Below are 18,018 nucleotides of genomic sequence, written 5' to 3' on the forward strand. Positions count from 1 at the left end.
GGCTAACGTGCTTTAATCACCGCTGTTTGGAGGCAGAAAACCAGCAAATGTACGCATGCATTGACCTTGGGTCCAATAGTTTCCACCTGCTGATTGCCAACTGGCACGATGGTCGGCATGATATCGTGGAGCGCTTCAGTGACAAAGTCCAATTGGGTGAGGGTCTGGCTGACGGCGGCAGGCTGACTGATGACGCCTTTGCTCGTGGTTTGCGCTGTCTGCATACCTTTCGACATGCTCTTGATCGCTACCCCATCCAGCACTGCTGGGCAGTTGGTACCAACGCATTGCGCATTGCGTCGAATGCCGACGAGTTTCTCAAAGCGGCATCTCAGCTGGGTATCAATATAGACATCGTCAGTGGGCTTGAAGAAGCAGCGCTGGTCTATGCCGGTGTTACCTCAGCATTGCCTGAATCGCCCGAACCTCGCCTGATCATTGATATCGGTGGTGGAAGCACGGAGTTGGTCATAGGCCAGGACGACACGCGACTGCAGTCGCACAGCATGCCAATAGGTTGTATCAGCTGGCGTGACCGCTGGTTCGCCGAACAGCCTGCAGACGCGAATGAGCTGGAAAAACGTCTCGATCTCGCTCTGCAAAGTGCTGAACAGGTCTTTGCTCAAGTTACCCAGGCGCTGGCTGCCAATCCGTGGTCAGACGTTTATGCGTCATCCGGCACGGCCAAGATGCTGGCCGGTGTCTGCGCACAGCGAATGGGGGGCTCGTCGCCGAATTCAGTTAACCTGCCCCTGTTGAAGTCTTTTAAACCCGACATTCTGCAGGTGGCCTGTGACCCGACATATGTGCTCCCCGGTCTGAAAAATGGCCGACGCGAGCTGGTGCTGCCAGGCTGGGCGGTGTTGTGTGGATTCATGCAGGCGACAGGTGTGCAATCGCTGCGCTTCAGCCCATCAGCTCTGCGCGAGGGCATGCTGCACTACATGGTCAAAGCTGCGATCAGCGGCGATTCACCGTTGCATGAATTGAGAGCGAATTAAGCAGCTGGTTCTGCACCCCGTCGCCGACTTCCTCGACACCGTCAACATCCGGGCGCAGGTAGGTGCCATCCGATTGTAATTCCCAGGTCTGTCGCTTGTCAGACAGGTGCAGTTCCATTTCCTCTACGATGCGGTTGATCCACTTCTTCTTGAGAATCGGGAAGGCGACTTCGATTCGTCGGATAAGATTGCGCTCCATCCAGTCCGCGCTTGAGCAATAGAGCGGGCAGGTCGCATTGGAGAAGTAATAGACTCGAGAATGCTCCAGGAATCGACCGATGGTAGACACAACCCGTATATTCTCTGAAACGCCGGGTACACCTGGTTTCAGGCAGCAAATGCCGCGTACGATCAAATCGATTTTCACGCCACTCTGAGAGGCGCAGTACAATTCGCGAATGATGGCAGGGTCGGTCAAGGAATTGATTTTGGCAATGATTCGCGCCGGTTTGCCATCCAGGGCTGCCTGTTTCTCCTGCGTAATCAATTGCACCAGACCCTTCATCAGTTTGAATGGCGCGTGCAGAATCAGGTCAGGAGAGATCTTTTTTCCCATGCCAGTGATTTGCTGGAACACCTTGTGAACATCGGCGCACAAAGTTTCATCGCAGGTCATCAGGCTGTAGTCAGTGTAGATCAAGGAATTTTTGCGATGATAATTGCCGGTGCCCAGATGCGCATAGCGCTTCAGTCGACCGCTCTCACGTCGCACAATCAGAAGCATCTTGGCGTGTGTCTTGTAACCCATGACGCCGTAAACCACTACGGCACCAGCTTCCTGCAGGATGCTGGCAAACTGGATGTTGTCCTCTTCGTCAAATCGGGCTCGCAATTCAATGACCACGGTAACTTCTTTGCCATTGCGAGCAGCCTCGGACAGCGCCTCTACCAGTTCTGAAGACTCATTGGTTCGATACAGTGTCTGTTTGATGGAGATGACGCCGCTGTCTCGTGCTGCCTGACGAACCCAGTCTATAACGGGAATAAATGACTGATATGGATGCAGCAGCAGTTGATCCTCACGCGTCACCGCAGTGAAGATGCAATTATTCTCCTCCAGTGCCGACGGCAGCCCTGGCGAAAACGGCGGGAATTGTAGGTCGGGGCGGTTAATCATGCTGTTCAGTGCCATCAGCCGCTGCAGGTTGACGGGGCCGTCAAGCCTGAACAACTCTTCTTCAGTCAAATTGAAACGTTCAAGCAAAAAGTCCGTCAATTCGGCAGGACAGCCAGATCCGACTTCGAGTTTTGCGGCGGCGCCAAAGCGGCGCATGTGCAGCTCTCCCTGCAATGCACTGGCAACGTCTTCAACTTCCACATTACTCATTTCCAGGTCCGAATTGCGTGTGACCCGGAACTGGTGACATTCCTTGACGCGCATGCCCGGGAAAAACTCCTCGACATGGGCATGAATGACCGACGAAAGGAAGATGAAGTTGTCGCCATCGGGCATGATATGTGATGGGACCTTGATCAAACGTGGCAGCGCGCGCGGGGCTGGTACGATAGCCAGCCCACTGTCACGACCAAAGGCATCTTTGCCTTCCAGTGACAGGATAAAGTTCAGGCTTTTATTGACCAGCCTCGGGAAGGGGTGCGCCGGATCCAGACCAAGCGGACTGATGACAGGCAGGACCTCATTGCGAAAGTACTCCTGAGTCCATTCTGTCAGGCTGGCACTCCATTCATGGCGGTACAAAAAACGAATATTCTGACCTGCCATGGCAGGCAGCAGTTCTTCGTTCAGTATTCGATACTGTTCCTGCAGGGCCTGGCGCACTGTAGCGTGAATTTCGCTGAGTACTTCCTGAGGATATTTTCCGTCGGGACCAGGTCGCTGGCGGCCAAATCCCAACTGCTTCTTCAGGCCAGAAACGCGGATCTCGTAGAACTCGTCAAGGTTAGAGCTGAAGATGAGCAGGAACATCAGTCGTTCCAACAGCGGATGCCTGGTATTGCGCGCCTGATCGAGGACGCGCAGATTGAACTGCAAATAACTCAGCTCGCGATTCAGATAATAGGCACTGTCATCCAGATCAATATCCTCGGCGATAGCAGGACAGCCAATCGATTCCGGTGCATCGGGCAGTGGTTGTGGCTCTATACGTTCACTTTGATCGCGGGTACTCATGCGTACTTCCTGAAAGGGCTTACCAGGTGGCGTTTAACGATGTATTCTAACGTAGTGGGCGATCAATACACACTGTTACGGTGTGACAGTTTTTTGTCAGTCGTTGTCACATAAGTGTCATATTTCAGCGTTATAGTGCGGTGCAAACTGCAAGGATCCCTATCATGAAAACCGATGCCGGCGTTCACAGCCACCATATTTCCCAACAATTCAATATCGAGCTGGAAGAAATCAAGAGCAGTATGCTTGAGATGGGCGGCCTGGTGGAGAAGCAATTGGCCGATGCCCTGGTTGCCCTGATTACCGCCGACAGCGATCTGGGTCATACGGTGCGTGAGACCGATGACGTTGTCAATGAGATGGAGCTGACCATCGACGAAGCCTGCAATCGTATTCTAGCGCGTCGCCAGCCTGCTGCCAGTGATCTGCGACTTGTAATGGGTATTATCAAGGCGGTCAACGACCTTGAAAGAATTGGCGACGAGGCCGCTAAAATTGCCAGGCTGGCGATGGAACTGGCCTCACAGGATGAATCTTCAAAAGGTTACGTCGAAATCCGTCATATTGGCGAACGCGTCCGTCACATGGTCAATATGGCACTTGACGCCTTCGCGCGCTACGACGCCGAGGCGGCGCTGGCGGTGGCCAAGGAAGACGTCAACGTTGACATGGAGTACGGCAGCGCCATGCGCGAAATGATCACCTACATGATCGAAGACCCGCGTAGTATCACCCGTGTGTTGAATATAATCTGGGCATTGCGTTCGCTGGAACGTGCCGGCGATCACGCCAAAAACATTGCTGAGCACGTGGTGTACATGGTCATGGGTACCGACGTACGTCACGCCGGCCTCACCGGTATGGAAGAGCAGGTCAAGTCAGAGCTCTGATTTGCCTGCACTCCGGTTTTCCCGCCCATCCTGAAATCCGATTCAACCCTGAGGTTTCTCGGGGTTTTGCTCGCTGCCATTACTCAGGCGTTCGATGGGGAAATGACAGATAAACTGACTGCCTTTTCCAACCTGGCTTTTGATCTCCAGCGTAGCATCGTGGCGTGCCAGTACGTGTTTTACGATGGCCAGGCCGAGGCCTGTGCCACCCGTATCAGTTGAACGGCTTTCGTCGACGCGATAGAAGCGCTCAGTCAGCCTGGGAATATGATGCGGTGCGATCCCCGGCCCATCGTCAGCAACGCTGACATCCAGCCCGCGTTCTCCCATGACGACTGTCAGACTGATCTGTCCGCCCGGCTGAGTATATTTGGCGGCATTAAGCACCAGGTTGGACACGGCGCTGTACAGTTCATTCAGATTTCCGCGCAGGTAATGTTCATCATCACAGTTCAGCGAAAAGGTCTGGCCTTTCTCGGCAAACACCTGTTCGGCATCCTGTTTTATATCCCGCAGTAGCGACAGCAGGTTGATGGCGCTCTGTTGTTTGGATGCTGAACGGGTCTCCAGTTGCGAAAGGGTCAACAGGTCACGGATTATGTTTTCCATCCGGTGTGACTGTTGCGCCATTTGTTCGATTGGGCGTACCCAGCGTTTTGGTAGATTGTCTCTGTCGTCCAGCATGGTTTCCAGATACCCGGTAATGACCGTGATGGGGGTGCGCAGTTCGTGCGACACATTGCCCACAAAGTCCTTGCGCATCATCTCCAGTCGATGCAGTTGGGAAATATCCCGTACCAGCATCAGTCGTTCACCTTCGCCAAAACTGGTGATCTGGAATTCCAGCATGACGGACGGTTTCACTGGGGAGTTCAGCTTGAGGGGGTTCTTGTAGAGTCCACGATTGAAATACTCAATGAACTGCGGCTCGCGAATCAGGTTAGTAACCGGCTGGTGACGATCCTTGGGGCTTTGCAGACCCAGCAGTCGGTTGGCAGCGGGGTTCCACCAGACCAGAGACCCTTTGCCGCTTATCATGATTACTGCCATTTCCAGCGCTGATGTCGACTCCTGGGCTTTGTCGATAATGCTCTTTTGCTCCAGCAGGGCTTCGCGCTCACGTCGCTGCAGCAGGTACATGGCGTCAAAGACATAACCCCAGATACCTCGGCCCTCAGGGGGTGGTGAGGGTTGTGCGCCTTCATTGCGCTTAAGCCAGTTGTAAAGTCGACGCAGTTGCAGCAGGTGATAAACGAGGTAAATCAGTGTGCCAACCAGCACCACCAGTGCTGGTTGGCCAATCAGCCAGCCAGCCAGCAGCAATGCCGAAAAAATCAACAAAAGTCGACGAAGTGCGGAATACCAGTCGGAGAACAAACGTTACATCCAGTGATTGTTTTAAATGACTGTAAAGCGTAGGCGCTTATTCGGGTTTTGTCGAGAAGCGATAGCCGGCGCCGCGCACGGTCTGGATAAGACCAGCGTAGTTGATACCGGGGCTCGAAGCTGACGTCAGCGCTTTGCGAAGGCGACCGATATGGACATCAACGGTGCGTTCTTCGAGGTACACATTGGCGCCCCAGACCTGGTCCTGAATATGGTCGCGGGAAAACACTTTTTCGGGGTGTGTCATGAAGAAGTTCAGCAATCGATATTCAGTGGGCCCCATGTCTACTGCTTTTTCTTCGATGGTCACACGATGACTGGCTGGATCGAGTTCGAGGTCAAAAACGCGAATCGGCTTGTCACGCAGATTGCCGGTGCTTCGGCGCAGCACCGCTTTGATGCGGGCGATCAGCTCGCGCGGCGAGAAGGGTTTGGTAACGTAGTCATCAACACCCACGTCAAGTCCCTGGACTTTGTTGTCTTCACTGGTCTTGGCCGTCAGCATGATGATTGGAATGTCAGCCGTAAGCTCCTCGCGCTTCAGTCGGCGGGCGAGCTCGATGCCGCTGCCACCGGGTAGCATCCAGTCGAGCAGCACCAGATCGGGGCGTTTATCCACAATGTTGACGTGGGCTTCCAGCGCGCTTTCAGCCTCCATGCTGTTAAAGCCGGCCGTGTCCAGAGCAACGCCGATCATGTCGCGTATGGCGGCTTCGTCGTCAACTATAAGAATGGTGGGCTCGGTCGTCATCTGATTCGTCCTGCAATCTATTTGTGATGCCCGCATTGTAGACATTGAAATATTACAATTTTATGACGGAGTAGTGGCAAATATTCGCCAACACGCTGGTAAAACAAAGATTATTTGTGAGTTGAAGCGTAAAAACGATACACATATGTGTATTAGATATTCTGCTGATATATAATGCCGGTCCGGATTTGCACCGATGCAGATCCACCATTTTATGTACGAAGTGCCCTGGGGGCAGAGGAGAAGTCATGATTACAAAACCACTACGAGCAATTGGTCTGGCAGCCGCGATGGCGTCAGGGCTGCTTGCGCTCGGTGTTCAGTCTGCTGCTGCAGATGAGGGGCGATTCTACATCGTGCCTGGCGTTCAGTGGATGGACTTCGACAGCACGCGTCAATCGGATCACGAAACTGGATACTCACTGGGTGCCGGTTATGGTCTGTCAGAGCATGTGTCAACTGAGCTGACTTACTCCCGTATCAACATGAACACTCTTGCCGGACGTGATCGTCTGCGCGCGCTGCGACTGGATGTCCTTTACAATGTCAGCAATGAAATCGGTGATTTCTCTCCGTTCTTCGTAGCTGGCCTTGGTGATACCAAGTTCGACACCAACCACGACACCACGGCAAATCTTGGCGCTGGTGTAAAATACCGCTTCAGCGATCGCGTCGAGTGGAGAGCTGCAGCCCGCACTTTCTACGGTTTTGACGACAAGACTTACGACTTTGGTATCGACACAGGTCTGGTGTTCCATCTGGGTGCGGCCCCTGCGCCGGCCACAGTAGAGCCTACCCCTGCACCGGTTGAACGCGACTCCGACGGTGATGGCGTTCCAGACAGCCGTGATGACTGCCCGAACACCCCGCGCAACTACGCTGTGGATGACCGTGGCTGTCCGATCATGCTGGAAGAAGTGGCGCGAATCACGCTTGATGTCCAGTTCGACTTTGACATGGCAGTCGTCAAGCCTGAATACTTCGACGACATTCGCCAGGTGGCAGATTTCCTGAGCGAGCACGATGATGTGATGGCAGAGCTTGGTGGCCACACTGACAGCGTTGGTACTGACGAATACAACCTGGGCCTGTCTGAGCGTCGCGCCAATGCTGTGCGTGACGTGCTGATTGAACGTTTCAATGTCAATCCTGCGCGTATCTCGGCTCGTGGCTACGGCGAATCCCAGCCTGTTGCGACCAATGACACCTCAGCTGGCCGCGCAGAAAACCGTCGCGTTGAGAGCGTAATGTCGACAACAGTTCAGCGTCCGCAATTGCGCAACTGATTGTCAGGCAAACATGATATGACAGCGAACTCCCTGCTACCGTCGACGCGGTGGCAGGGAGTTTTGCTTTAGCTGAGCAGATGCCGTGCAGGATGTTCTAAAGCACAGACCCTTCAGGGCCGACCTCAATCAGGCCTGGCGGCCAATCCAACAATGCCTGCCCGGTCCCGATGCCTTCTGGCGTGACTGGTTGCTCGAATCAGGCTCACTGACACGCCGTCTGCAGGCTGTATCTGATGATACGTTTCAGGTCAGGGTGCTTGCGGAGGGCTGGATAAGAGGCAGCAGCCATCAAATGCAGTTGCTGGGCAGTCACAGGCCGGGGCATTGGCTCTGGAGCCGGCACGTCGAGTTATGCCTCTATGGTAAAGCCTGGGTTGCCGCGCATTCATTGATTCCCTATAACAGCATGCGCGGTCATCTGCGACAGCTGTCACGTCTTCGGGACAAGCCATTGGGTGGATTTCTTTTCGAACAGCCTGACCTGTCGCGACAGCCACCAGAAATTACGCGATCCAGTGAATGTTGGGGACGTCGATCCCTGTTTTCTCTGCAGCAGCGCCCGTTACTGGTCGCTGAATTCTTTCTGCCAGAAATGCGCTATCATCTTGTCAACATGGAGATTTAGTAAATGGGCACCCTGGATGGCATCAAGATAATCGACCTGACACGTGTTTTGGGTGGGCCTTATTGCACACAGGTCTTGGCCGATCACGGCGCCGAGGTTATCAAGATTGAACCTCCGCAGGGCGATGAAGTGCGTGACTGGGGGCCTCCCTTCCATGGTGAGGACGCTGCCTACTTTATAGGTGTCAATCGCAACAAGCGCGCCATGGCGCTGGATCTGTCCAGCGAGCGCGGCCAGCAGCTGTTACTCGAACTGCTGGCCGACGCAGATGTCCTGATAGAAAACTATAAACCGGGATCGATGGAGCGCTGGGGCCTTGGATACCATGAGACCCTGAGTAAACGCTTTCCCCGTCTTGTTCACTGCCGTATTAGCGGCTTTGGTGCGGATGGTCCATTAGGTGGATATCCAGGGTACGACGCCATAGTGCAGGCGATGGCTGGCTGGTTCAGTGTCAATGGTATCAAAGGCGGTGACCCGACAAGACTGGGCGTAGCCATGGTTGATATGGGAACCGGCTTGTACGCCGCGGTTGCCATACTGATGGCTGTCATAGAGCGTCAGCGATCCGGGCACGGCCAGTATATTGATATGACGCTATATGATTGTGCGGTGTCGCTGATGCACCCTCATGTCGTCAATTACGCCATGTCGGGCAAAGTGCCTGAGCCTACCGGTAATGCACACCCCAACATCAGTCCCTATGAAACCTTCCGCACGCGCACTGTCGATATTTTTATCGGCGCAGGCAACAACCGCGCCTTCGATAAACTTTGCTCTGCCCTGGACGCGCGCGAATTGCTGGATGATGGCAGATTTACCAGTAATGCCAGTCGCTGTGAGCACCGCGAAGCACTCAAGGTCGAGCTGGAGTCGCGACTGATGCGAATCGATGGTGCAGCTTTGGCTGAAAAGCTTCTGAGCCTGGGCTTGCCGGCAGGACCGATATACAACACTGCGCAGGTGGTTGAGCATGCGCACACGCGCCATCGCCAGATGTTTATCGATAATGACTGGTATAAAATGACAGGAATACCGATCAAGTTTTCGCGGACCCCAGGTTCTGTTCGGGAATTGCCTCCTGTCTTCAGTCAGCACAGTCGTCAGCTGCTGGCCGCAATTGGCTATTCGGATTCAGAGATTGATGAGCTTCAGTCAAGCGGTGTTGTGCCGGCGCAACGAAAGCGCTGAAAGCAGAAGACCTCGGCCAGACCCAAGGCCGGGTTCCGTATCTGATCAATCCTGATTCAGACTGATCAGGGTCAGTCGAACATTTTGCCGTCGCTGAGCTTCGCCATCAATCAGGACTGGTCGGAACTGCAGGCTTCGTAAAGCATCCCTTCCCTGAATACGGGCACCAGTCGTGTCCGGTGTTGCGTCGATAATGTCGATGTTCTCTGCCTGTCCATTGATACCGATACGAAACTCCAACAGGGTTTTGACGCCGTCCGTGGTCATTTCACGCTGGGTCTGTGGCAACTCTTCGTAGGCAAATGCAGGCAATGCGCCCTCTGTCATGACGACGTTGTTAATCGTCATCAATGCATCTTCATCAGTGATCTCACAGTGGCTGCTCCCGGTTGTCAATTCAAGTGACAGCGTTTGCAGGGGCAGCAGAGCGGGGCAGGCAAAGTAGGCATTTAGCTCTGAGTCGCTGTACCCGGCCTCTTTGAACAGTTCCCAGGCGTCTCGATAATAGGTTGCGGCGTTACCTATGTTGTTGCTGCCCCGTGCATCGCTGATCAGTGTGCCGGTGCGTAACTCGTATTGCTGGCGCAGTAACACCGAGTCGCCAAGATACAATTTCAGCATCGCCTGAACTTCGGGTTCCTCTGACTGTCGCTCACCAATTTCTTCGATCAACTGATAGTGACGTGTCATGGCGGATCGATGAGCACGCTCAATGACGGTTGTCGTCCGCGAGCCGTACATTGTTTCCAGGTCACTGACAGATGTTATGCGTTGAAGTGGCCGCAATGGCGTCGTCGACGGAATGCCGTGTTCTTCATTAATCAGCGCCTGGCTGGTGTCTGTGGTTGTGACCATTGCCAGTCCAATGTACAGCTCGGCAAGCGCCAGGTCGTATTGCAATGCGTCTATCTGTTCTGTGTTGCCTGCATCCAGGGCCAGTTCGAGGGCCTGTTCACGCTGTTCCCGAAGCTGAAGCAGGTAACGGGCTTCGCGCTCGCGCGGGCCGTGCAGTAATGCAAAGCGCAGGCGTTCATCTGTCTGCTGCAGAACAGTGAGCTTTGTTTCCAGCGGCATCTCTGGGGCGCGCGGCAGCATCCAGTGGATATAATCCAGGCGATCAGAAACTTCCTCCCATTGCCGCTGGCCAGCGAGCACATCCACTATCTGCAGCAGGACCGGAATCTGTGCGTCTGAATAGAGTCCGTCGTGTACCTTGATAATCTGCAATTGTTGATCCAGAGCTTCAAGCGCCTCACCTTCTGCCCTCGCCAGCAGCAGGGTCTCTGTCAGAGATTGCAGTAGAGCCAGCATATCATCGCTGTTCTGGCCAAATGTGCCCTGTTCCTGTTGCATGGTCGCAAGTGCGTCTCGCTGCTCATTAAGCTGAGCAATAAGAGCCTCTGTGTCAGCAGGGTCGACTGTTTGGGCGGCAATGGGTATGAGTGTGCTTAACGCGATAGCTGATGCTATCGAGGCGAGAGAGTGCGTGGCCCTTTTAGTTCGGGTCAAGCGTGGTTGTCGACGGGCTGGTAATCGTGTCATCACAAAGGCCACCTGGCAGGTTTGCGACACAGGTTGTCAGGTTTAATGTACTATTTTCCTTAACACAGGGCTACAGGCGTATGTACACAGTCCACTGGTTTTAAATAGAATTTATTGACAAGTTCGCTTCAGATCAAATACAGTCCCGCGCCTGGACTTACCTAAATCAGACGTTTAAATGACCTCTTTCAGCTGTTTCATGCCCGTCTCTGCAACTGTTGCCCTGGCAGCAGCGGCACGTCGTGCGCGTGCGGCAGCGCGTGCGCGTATGCCAGTGGCACCGGGGTTGAGGATTGCAGCATAGTCGATTTAAGTAGTTAAAACCAAAGACTGACTAAGCACCAAAAACCTCCGGGGCCATAGGCCCCGGAGGTTTTTTTTTGCCTGTCCAGAGGTGACTTCGTCAGGACTCTAACCTGTAGACGAGGAGAAAAAGCATGAATGTTCAAGAAGTTGAGGATTATTACGGGCTGTCTGTGTGCCGAAGACAAGCTCTGGTTGTGGAGCGCGGGCTGGGGGTCTGGGTGTGGGATCAGGATGGCCGTCAAATAGTGGATTTTACCTCCGGATGGGGTGTCACCTGCCTCGGTCACAGTCATCCTGTGATGGTAAACACCATCGCCGAACAGAGTGCCAAAGTAATGCAGAATCCCAATTCAGGGTTCACCTATTCGCCAGCGCGCGCAGCCCTGATGCAGGAACTGGCCAAAGTCCTGCCGGAGGGACTGTCCAAAATGTGGTTTGCCAACAGTGGTGCGGAAGCCAATGATGCCGCACTAAAACTGGCCCGAAAGGTGACGGGGCGTCAGGCGATTGTGTCAATCGGTGGTGCTTTTCACGGGCGGACTCTGGCCACTTTGTCAGCATCAGGAGGCAGCGACAATGCGGCCCGATATCTGCCAAGACTGCCCGATCATCGATTCGCCGAGCTCAACAACATCGAAGAGCTCGAGCAATTGATAGATGGCTCCGTTGCCGCAGTAATAGTGGAGCTGGTTCAGGGGGAGGGTGGTGTCCGCCCACTTACCTCGGACTATATCAACGCCCTGCAAGAAAAATGCAAACAGCACGGCTGTCTGCTGATAGTTGATGAAGTGCAGACCGGCTTTTGCCGGACTGGCCATTTCTTCGCTTGCGACCGCTTTGCGCTGACCCCGGACATGATGACCCTGGGTAAAGGCATTGCGGGCGGTCTGCCATTTGCTGCACTGGTGATGCGTCCCGAGATTGCTGCCCGTGTGCAACTGGGCGACCACGGCGGCACGTACTGCGGTAACCCACTGGTGTCTGCTGTCGCAGCGGCTGTCGTGAAGTACTTGCGAGAAGAGCAGGTGTCCAGGCGTGTCGCCAGGCTGTCGGAACGGGCTCTGGCAGATCTGAAACGACTCAAGCAGCAATATCCGGATCTGATCCAGGAGGTCCGTGGCGAAGGTCTGCTGTTGGCACTGGAGCTGACTGCTTCGGTGGATGTCTGGACATTCTCAGAGCAATGCCTGGATCAGGGTCTGCTGGTAACGCCGACGCGAAATGGTGTTGTTCGATTGATACCTTCGCTGCTGATCACGAATGACGAGTGGCAGCAGGGTGTCGGGCTGCTGGAGCTCGCGCTGGGAAACTTGTGGGCTCAGGGTCAGTGGGCTAGTATGCGGTCAGCCTGAAAATCACGATTCATTGGGAGCAGTTATGAAAAATCAGAAAATGTTAATGGCCAAGCGCCCCTTGGGCGAGCCAGCAGACGAGTGTTTTCGACTGGTTGAGGAAGACGTTGCGCCGCTCGCCACGGGGCAGATTTTGATCAAGGTTATCTGGCTGTCCCTGGATCCTTACATGCGCGGTCGCATGAATGACGTGAAGTCATACGCAAAACCGCTGGAAGTTGGCGACGTCATGACAGGTGAGTCGGCCGGCATTGTGCTTGAATCAAAGTCTGAGCGATTTAAGGCAGGTGACTATGTTACTGCTCATATGGGATGGCAGTCCCTGATTGTTGCTGATGATGATGAGCCGCGCCTGATGAAGGTCGATCTGAAAAACGGCACCCTTTCCGCGCATCTTGGGGTGGTCGGAATGCCCGGCAGGACGGCGTATTTTGGTTTAATGGAAGTAGGCAAGCCACGGGCAGGAGAAACACTTGTTGTGGCTGCAGCGTCAGGCGCAGTAGGCTCGGTAGTGGGTCAGATTGCCAAACTCAAGGGGCTGCGTGTCATAGGCATCGCAGGCGGTGCTGAAAAGTGTCAGTACGTCAGGGAAGAACTCGGCTTTGACGAATGCATTGATTACAAAAACGAGGATCTGTCTGCGCGGTTAAAGGAATGCTGCCCTGACGGTATCGATATCTACTTTGAGAATGTGGGGGGGGATGTTACCCGGGCGGTCGCGCCATTGTTGAATGAAGGTTCACGTGTGCCGATCTGCGGCTACATTTCCAACTACAACGACCAGGATATCACCAAAGCAGAAACACCGTTCCAGATTCTCAAGTCTGCCAGACACGTTCCTGAGCATCGTTTTTTTGTGGTTACCGAGTGGCAGGACCAATGGCAGCAGGCGACGGAGCAGCTTGGCGCATGGGTCAACGCTGGCAAAATCAAGTATCGAGAGTCTGTTGGTGAAGGCCTGGAGAATGCTCCCGAGTTGTTCAGGGGGCTGCTCAAAGGGCGCAATTTTGGCAAGCAACTCGTGAAAATCGCAGATGAATGACATGAACAGCCAGGATTTGAGTGTAACATCGCTGTTTTCGGTAAAAGGCAAAACAGCGCTGGTGACCGGTGGCAGCAGTGGGCTTGGTCTCATTATGGCTGAAGCTCTTTTGCGCGGCGGAGCCAGGGTCATGATTGCCTCGCGCAAACAACAGCGTTGTGATGAGGCGCTGGCCATGCTGGCGCCGCTTGGCGACTGTCAGGCAGTAGTGGCCGATGTGACTGCGGCAGATCATCGGCAGCTCCTGGTGCAGGAACTCGATTCATGGTGCGGTGAGCAGGGCCTGAATATTCTGGTCAACAATGCAGGCGCCAACTGGGGGGCGCGCATCGAGGACTACCCCGATGAGGCCTTTGCCAAGGTCATGAGCACTAATGTCAATGCGGTGTTTTCTCTGACGCGTGATCTGCTGCCGACACTGCAGCGCGCGGCGCACGAGAAGGATCCTGCCCGCGTTGTCAATATTGGCTCAATGGATGGGCTGCATGTCCCGATTGTTCAGCGTGTGCCGACATTCGCCTATTCGGCAAGTAAAGCTGCGCTGCATCATTTGACGCGTGCTTTGGCTGTCGACCTTGGGGCGCGTCATATTACGGTGAACGCCGTTGCACCCGGCTTTTTTCAGTCCCGCATGACAGACTACGTTCTGTCTGAATATGGTGATGATATCGCCGCAGACAGCCCGCTTGGCCGGGCAGGGCAGGCTGAAGAAATTGCCGGTGTGCTGCTTTATCTGGTCACACGAGCTGGCGCTTATACGACAGGTGCAGTTGTTCCTGTGGACGGCGGAACGCATATAAGCAAAGGCAGCAGACCATGGATGCATGAAGATGTCTGATCTGTCATGCGGGTTGTCTAGCTTCCTTGTAGAAAAATGTGCCTTTGAATCCGCGTGAGGTCTGACTTATAATCCAAGGTGGTTATATTCACTTTGTTTATAATGTTGTTGGCGCTCAGATACTTGTCACAACGGGCAAGCAATAAAACTAAAATCATGTTGGAGGAGGTGGCAAAATGGAGTTGTTCGATCTGACCGGAAAGGTCGCCTTGATTACTGGCTCAACCAAGGGCATCGGCAAGGCAATCGCGGAGCGAATGGCTGACGCGGGCGCCAAAGTTGTTATTTCCAGTCGAAATCAGGATGCCTGTGACGAAGTGGCAGCCGAGATCAAGGCTAGCGGTGGCGAAGCACTGCCAATAGCCTGCAACATTAATTACAAGGAGCAGCTGCAGGCGCTGGTAGACAAGACTCTGGCGCACTATGGCAGTATCGATATTCTGGTCATCAATGCAGCCCTGAATCCTTTTTATGGAAAATCTCAGGATATTCCCGACGAAGCCTTCGACAAAATCATGAGCTCGAATGTTGGCAGCGCCCATCGCCTTTGCCAGATGGTGCTGCCAGGCATGGCCGCCAATGGCGGCGGGGCGGCGATCATCGTGTCTTCGATCGCCGGACTCAAGGGCAGCGATGTGTTGGGAGCGTATGGCATTTCCAAAGCTGCCGACATGCAGATAGCACGCAACCTTGCCGTCGAGTGGGGTCCGAGCAACATACGGGTGAACTGTATAGCACCCGGCCTGATTCGAACTGATTTTGCGCGCGCCTTGTGGGAAAACCCTGAGACCTACGAAAGAACGGTATCCAAATATCCGCTACGGCGAATTGGTGAGCCTGATGAAATCGCCGGAGCAGCAATCTTCCTGGCCTCATCGGCCGGCAGTTTTACGACTGGCCAGACAATCGTCATAGACGGCGGTGGCACCATTACCGGTTAACCACCCGAACAAACAAATAACACGACTATCCAATCAAGTACTGAGGAATTGACCATGAATCTGGGCCTGTCCGAAGAAATGCAGGAAGTGCGGGAGAAAATCCGCAATTTTGTTGAACAAGATGTAGCCGCTGTAGAAAAAGAATACCAGGCTGAGGTCAGTGTCGGTGACCGCTGGTCGCACACGCCAAGACAGGACGAAATCCTGGAAGGTCTGAAAGAAAAAGCACGCTCTCTGGGCCTGTGGAACTTCTTCCTGCCAAAAAGTCAGGGCGGAGCCGGCATCAGCAATCTCGAATATGCTCACCTGGCAGAGATCATGGGCCGCAGCCGATTGGCATCTGAGGCGTTTAACTGCAGCGCACCGGACACTGGCAATATGGAAGTTCTGGAGCGATATGGTTCCGAGGAACAGAAAGAACAATGGCTCAAGCCACTGCTGGCGGGCAAGATACGCTCTGCCTTCGCAATGACAGAGCCGGCCGTTGCCTCATCAGACGCCACCAATATCTCAACCAGCGCTGTGCTGGATGGCGACGAGTGGGTCATCAACGGTGAGAAATTCTACATCTCCGGTGCTGGCGACGCGCGCTGCAAAATCATGATCGTGATGGTGGTAACGGACCCGGATGCGCCCAAGCACAACCGTCAGTCCCAGATCCTGGTGCCTATGAATACACCCGGAGTAGAAGTGCTGCGGCCAATGTGTGTATTCGGGCATGATGATGCACCGCACGGCCATATGCACATCCGTTTTACTAACGTGCGTGTGCCAAAAGAAAATATCATCCTCGGCCGTGGCCGTGGATTTGAGATCTCTCAGGGACGTCTGGGGCCGGGTCGCATTCACCATTGTATGCGTTCGATTGGTGCAGCTGAAAAGGCGCTGGAGCTGCTTTGTAAACGCGCAGTTGATCGGGAAGCATTTGGCAAGCCGCTGGCCGAGCTGGGCGGTAACTACGATGTTATTGCAGATAGCCGTATCGAGATAGAAATGTGTCGTCTGCTGGTATTCCGCGCTGCCTACCTGATGGACACCATCGGCAACAAAGCTGCACGTGATGCCATTTCCCAGATCAAAGTGGCCGTGCCCAACATGGCGCTGCGCGTCATTGATCGCGCTATCCAGGTACATGGCGCTGCAGGTGTGTCACAGGACTTCCCGCTGGCAGCATTGTGGACATCACAGCGTACGCTGCGACTGGCCGACGGCCCGGACGAAGTGCACCGACGCGTTGTGGCCCGCAAGGAGCTCGCCCAATACCGCGACTAAAGCACCGCGATTGACGCCCTGACCACGCGCGTTGGTGTGTGAATAAAGAAAACCCGGCGGTATTTACCGACCGGGTTTTTTTGTGCCGCTAGTCCAAGCTGAGATTTGTGACGTATCCATCGAGTCGCCAGAATTACAAGGAATGCTGCGTTGAAAATTGCCATTATTGGGACCGGTATCGCCGGCCTGACTGCCGCTTACAAGTTAAACCCAAATCATGACGTGACGGTGTTCGAAGCCTCCGACCGTATCGGTGGTCACACCGCGACCATTGACGTGGAACTTGATGGTCAACACTACCAGGTAGATACCGGGTTTATCGTCTTCAACGACTGGACTTACCCGCACTTTATTGCGCTTATGGACGAGCTTGGGATCGCCTGGCGCGAATCAGACATGAGTTTCGGGGTGCAGTGTCAGCAGACGGGACTTCAGTATGCAGGTGTCACTGGCAGGTTCGCCATGTACAACGGTCTGTTTGCTCAGCGCAGCAATCTGTTCTCACCCGCCTATATCAAGATGCTGCTGGACATACTTGCATTTAACAAGGCGGCAATTGCTGATGTTGAAAACCACACAATTCCGGACATGACACTGCTTGAATACCTGAGGCATATCGGTATCGGTGATCGCTGTCGTGATCAGTATCTGGTGCCAATGACATCGGCCATCTGGTCGACACCGTTTCTGCAGATGTACGAATTTCCAGTGCGCTTCATGTTGCCATTCATGTATCGGCACGGCTTGCTGAATGTGCACAACCGACCGCGCTGGCGGACACTGGTGGGTGGCTCGCAGGCCTACCTGAAGCCAATGTCAGCGCCATTCTCGGATCGTATTCATCTATCCACACCCGTCACACAGGTGCGTCGCTACGAGGGAGGCGTTCTGGTCAGCAGTGCTCGCGGGCAGGAGCATTTTGATCATGTTGTTTTTGCCTGTCACAGCGACCAGTGCCTTGAGATCCTGGGAGATGCCAGCTCTGCTGAGTCAGATGTGCTATCGGCGATCCGCTATCAGGCCAACGATGTTGTACTGCATACCGATGTCCGGGTGATGCCGGACAATCGGCGCGCCTGGGCCAGCTGGAATTATTATCTGCCGGCACAACCAGAAGGGCTGCCAAGAGTCACCTACGATATGAACCGTTTGATGGGCATCGATGCGCCCGTGAATTTTCTGGTGAGTCTGAATGACACGGACCGGATAGACGAGACGCAGATTCTTGGCCGGTATGATTACGCACACCCGGTTTTCACCCGTGCTGCGGCTGATGCACAGGGACGCTGGGAGCAGATCAATACCGCGACCACATCATACTGCGGGGCATGGTGGGGCAAGGGGTTTCATGAGGATGGGGTGGTCAGCGCGCTGCGCGTGGTGACGAGACTGAGTGAGCGCCAATCGGCGGCTCACGACGCGACAAGTCGCCGGGCACCTGAGGCCGTCGTCAGCTAGGCA

The 18,018-nt window shown here is 54.4% G+C and carries 15 protein-coding genes; 11 read left to right on the forward strand and 4 right to left on the reverse strand.

Annotated elements, in window-relative coordinates:
- Positions 1-47 precede the first annotated feature (47 nt).
- Complete coding sequence (locus QGM61_RS13195) at positions 48-1,001, forward strand: hypothetical protein (protein ID WP_281133230.1); 954 nt, start codon at positions 48-50, stop codon at positions 999-1,001.
- Here the strand turns inward: QGM61_RS13195 and ppk1 are convergent.
- A complete protein-coding gene (gene ppk1, locus QGM61_RS13200) occupies positions 961-3,132 on the reverse strand; it encodes a polyphosphate kinase 1 (protein ID WP_281133231.1) in 2,172 nt (723 codons plus the stop codon). The two genes, QGM61_RS13195 and ppk1, sit on opposite strands and share 41 nt — an antisense overlap.
- Positions 3,133-3,296: 164 nt before the next feature.
- On the opposite strand from ppk1, the gene phoU reads away from it, so the two are divergent.
- Positions 3,297-4,022 carry a phosphate signaling complex protein PhoU gene (gene phoU, locus QGM61_RS13205; RefSeq protein ID WP_237134600.1) on the forward strand — a complete coding sequence of 242 codons (726 nt, stop codon included), beginning with the start codon at positions 3,297-3,299 and terminating at the stop codon, positions 4,020-4,022.
- 42 nt (positions 4,023-4,064) lie between these two features.
- Here the strand turns inward: phoU and phoR are convergent, their stop codons facing one another.
- Positions 4,065-5,399, reverse strand: a complete 1,335-nt coding sequence (gene phoR / locus QGM61_RS13210) for a phosphate regulon sensor histidine kinase PhoR (protein WP_281133232.1) — start codon at positions 5,397-5,399, stop codon at positions 4,065-4,067.
- A 46-nt stretch (positions 5,400-5,445) separates the two neighbouring features.
- Positions 5,446-6,159 carry a phosphate regulon transcriptional regulator PhoB gene (gene phoB, locus QGM61_RS13215; protein ID WP_237134598.1) on the reverse strand — a complete coding sequence of 238 codons (714 nt, stop codon included), beginning with the start codon at positions 6,157-6,159 and terminating at the stop codon, positions 5,446-5,448.
- 248 nt (positions 6,160-6,407) lie between these two features.
- Here phoB and QGM61_RS13220 point away from each other — a divergent pair, with 248 nt between their 5' ends.
- The 3 genes from QGM61_RS13220 to QGM61_RS13230 all read left to right on the forward strand — a co-directional run bounded on the left by QGM61_RS13220 (position 6,408) and on the right by QGM61_RS13230 (position 9,264).
- On the forward strand, positions 6,408-7,445 hold the full coding sequence (locus QGM61_RS13220; protein ID WP_281133233.1) for an OmpA family protein: 1,038 nt from the start codon (positions 6,408-6,410) through the stop codon (positions 7,443-7,445).
- A gap of 85 nt (positions 7,446-7,530) precedes the next feature.
- A complete protein-coding gene (locus QGM61_RS13225; protein ID WP_281133234.1) occupies positions 7,531-8,073 on the forward strand; it encodes a chorismate--pyruvate lyase family protein in 543 nt (180 codons plus the stop codon).
- A gap of 3 nt (positions 8,074-8,076) precedes the next feature.
- Positions 8,077-9,264, forward strand: a complete 1,188-nt coding sequence (locus QGM61_RS13230) for a CaiB/BaiF CoA transferase family protein (RefSeq protein ID WP_237134595.1) — start codon at positions 8,077-8,079, stop codon at positions 9,262-9,264.
- 45 nt (positions 9,265-9,309) lie between these two features.
- On the opposite strand, the gene QGM61_RS13235 is transcribed toward QGM61_RS13230, so the two are convergent.
- Positions 9,310-10,806, reverse strand: a complete 1,497-nt coding sequence (locus tag QGM61_RS13235; RefSeq protein ID WP_281133235.1) for a hypothetical protein — start codon at positions 10,804-10,806, stop codon at positions 9,310-9,312.
- A 437-nt stretch (positions 10,807-11,243) separates the two neighbouring features.
- On the opposite strand from QGM61_RS13235, the gene QGM61_RS13240 reads away from it, so the two are divergent.
- The 6 genes from QGM61_RS13240 (at position 11,244) to QGM61_RS13265 (ending at position 18,015) form a co-directional block, all read left to right on the forward strand.
- On the forward strand, positions 11,244-12,464 hold the full coding sequence (locus QGM61_RS13240) for an aspartate aminotransferase family protein (protein WP_281133236.1): 1,221 nt from the start codon (positions 11,244-11,246) through the stop codon (positions 12,462-12,464).
- Positions 12,465-12,489: 25 nt separating this feature from the next.
- Positions 12,490-13,506 (forward strand): NADP-dependent oxidoreductase, encoded by a 1,017-nt coding sequence (locus QGM61_RS13245; RefSeq protein ID WP_237134592.1) that lies wholly within the window; start codon positions 12,490-12,492, stop codon positions 13,504-13,506.
- A gap of 1 nt (position 13,507) precedes the next feature.
- Positions 13,508-14,344 (forward strand): SDR family oxidoreductase, encoded by an 837-nt coding sequence (locus tag QGM61_RS13250; RefSeq protein ID WP_281133237.1) that lies wholly within the window; start codon positions 13,508-13,510, stop codon positions 14,342-14,344.
- Positions 14,345-14,520: 176 nt separating this feature from the next.
- Positions 14,521-15,285, forward strand: coding sequence for an SDR family NAD(P)-dependent oxidoreductase (locus tag QGM61_RS13255; RefSeq protein WP_237134591.1), 765 nt, complete (start codon positions 14,521-14,523; stop codon positions 15,283-15,285).
- Positions 15,286-15,339: 54 nt separating this feature from the next.
- The gene (locus QGM61_RS13260) at positions 15,340-16,557 is read left to right on the forward strand and encodes an acyl-CoA dehydrogenase family protein (protein ID WP_237134590.1); all 1,218 of its coding nucleotides are present in this window, start codon (positions 15,340-15,342) and stop codon (positions 16,555-16,557) included.
- A 150-nt stretch (positions 16,558-16,707) separates the two neighbouring features.
- Positions 16,708-18,015 (forward strand): NAD(P)/FAD-dependent oxidoreductase, encoded by a 1,308-nt coding sequence (locus QGM61_RS13265; protein ID WP_237134589.1) that lies wholly within the window; start codon positions 16,708-16,710, stop codon positions 18,013-18,015.
- Positions 18,016-18,018: the final 3 nt, after the last annotated feature.

This window comes from Pseudohongiella sp. SYSU M77423 (assembly GCF_029911965.1).
Classification (GTDB): domain Bacteria; phylum Pseudomonadota; class Gammaproteobacteria; order Pseudomonadales; family Pseudohongiellaceae; genus Pseudohongiella.

Bases quoted from the DNA above. Each gene is read 5' to 3' on its own strand.
- QGM61_RS13195 (WP_281133230.1), top strand. From the start codon at position 48: ATGTACGCATGCATTGACCTTGGGTCCAATAGTTTCCACCTGCTGATT.
- ppk1 (WP_281133231.1), bottom strand. From the start codon at position 3,132: ATGAGTACCCGCGATCAAAGTGAACGTATAGAGCCACAACCACTGCCC.
- phoU (WP_237134600.1), top strand. From the start codon at position 3,297: ATGAAAACCGATGCCGGCGTTCACAGCCACCATATTTCCCAACAATTC.
- phoB (WP_237134598.1), bottom strand. From the start codon at position 6,159: ATGACGACCGAGCCCACCATTCTTATAGTTGACGACGAAGCCGCCATA.
- QGM61_RS13220 (WP_281133233.1), top strand. From the start codon at position 6,408: ATGATTACAAAACCACTACGAGCAATTGGTCTGGCAGCCGCGATGGCG.
- QGM61_RS13230 (WP_237134595.1), top strand. From the start codon at position 8,077: ATGGGCACCCTGGATGGCATCAAGATAATCGACCTGACACGTGTTTTG.
- QGM61_RS13235 (WP_281133235.1), bottom strand. From the start codon at position 10,806: ATGACACGATTACCAGCCCGTCGACAACCACGCTTGACCCGAACTAAA.
- QGM61_RS13240 (WP_281133236.1), top strand. From the start codon at position 11,244: ATGAATGTTCAAGAAGTTGAGGATTATTACGGGCTGTCTGTGTGCCGA.
- QGM61_RS13245 (WP_237134592.1), top strand. From the start codon at position 12,490: ATGAAAAATCAGAAAATGTTAATGGCCAAGCGCCCCTTGGGCGAGCCA.
- QGM61_RS13250 (WP_281133237.1), top strand. From the start codon at position 13,508: ATGAACAGCCAGGATTTGAGTGTAACATCGCTGTTTTCGGTAAAAGGC.
- QGM61_RS13255 (WP_237134591.1), top strand. From the start codon at position 14,521: ATGGAGTTGTTCGATCTGACCGGAAAGGTCGCCTTGATTACTGGCTCA.
- QGM61_RS13260 (WP_237134590.1), top strand. From the start codon at position 15,340: ATGAATCTGGGCCTGTCCGAAGAAATGCAGGAAGTGCGGGAGAAAATC.